1 protein-coding gene is annotated in these 268 nt (G+C 57.8%); it reads right to left on the reverse strand.

Features of this window, described 5'->3' with window-relative positions; all coding sequences use genetic code 11:
• The coding region (locus SB822_RS57625) for a pyridoxal-phosphate dependent enzyme (protein ID WP_410859177.1) at nucleotides 1–246 on the reverse strand (246 nt) is incomplete at its 3' end.
• Between the last annotated feature and the right edge of the window lie 22 nt (nucleotides 247–268).

Consider the following 268-nt stretch of genomic DNA (forward strand, 5'->3'; position numbering starts at 1 on the left):
GCCCGGTACGGCGCGACCGTCGCGTTCCAGAGCTTCGATCAGCGCCAGACCGATACGGTCCTTCACACTGGCCAGAGGGTTGAAGAACTCCAGCTTGGCCAGAAGATTGGCTTCCACGCCCTTTTCCTTGGCGAACTTGTCAATGCGCACAAGCGGTGTATTGCCGATTGTGTCGAGGATGGAATCGTAAACGCGGCCACGGCCTGCGGTCTTACCAGCTTGTGGTTCGTTCAGGGGCTTGTTCATGGCGTGATCTCCCTATTTGTCG

The organism is Paraburkholderia sp. SIMBA_054, assembly GCF_046534875.1.
GTDB lineage: Bacteria > Pseudomonadota > Gammaproteobacteria > Burkholderiales > Burkholderiaceae > Paraburkholderia > Paraburkholderia hospita.